The sequence below is a fragment of the Terriglobus sp. ADX1 genome, from assembly GCF_036877645.1.
GTDB lineage: Bacteria > Acidobacteriota > Terriglobia > Terriglobales > Acidobacteriaceae > Terriglobus.
This window is the reverse complement of sequence record NZ_JAEDXV010000129.1, coordinates 1-253: the sequence shown is the minus strand read 5'-3', so window position 1 is coordinate 253 and position 253 is coordinate 1. Positions and strand designations below refer to the sequence as shown.

1 protein-coding gene and 1 pseudogene are annotated in these 253 nt (G+C 60.1%); both read right to left on the bottom strand.

Annotated elements, in window-relative coordinates:
* Nucleotides 1-195: hypothetical protein (locus JAO32_RS20145; RefSeq protein WP_443082624.1), on the bottom strand; the 195-nt coding region annotated here is incomplete at its 3' end.
* A pseudogene (locus JAO32_RS20140) lies at nt 186-236 on the bottom strand (hypothetical protein); the annotation flags it as partial. The pseudogene JAO32_RS20140 and the gene JAO32_RS20145, both read right to left, overlap by 10 nt.
* Nucleotides 237-253: the final 17 nt, after the last annotated feature.

The following is a 253-nucleotide window of genomic DNA, read 5'->3' as shown; positions in this document are numbered from 1 at the left end:
GCGCGAGCCCCAGGGATGGATCTCCAGCACGCTCATCTGCGCGAGTCCGGCGAGAGCTTCTGCGGTGTTGAGTGTGATGTATGGCTCAGGTGCGCCGCCTTTCTTGTCAGCCACCATCACACTGCCACGCCCGCGGGCAGCATGTGATTGACGTGTTTCTGATAGAAGCACTGATGTGCGGAGCCTTCCGGACAACGCACGAGGCTTAACGGACGGTCTGCAATATGCGGCAACATCTCTTCCGAAACGGCCC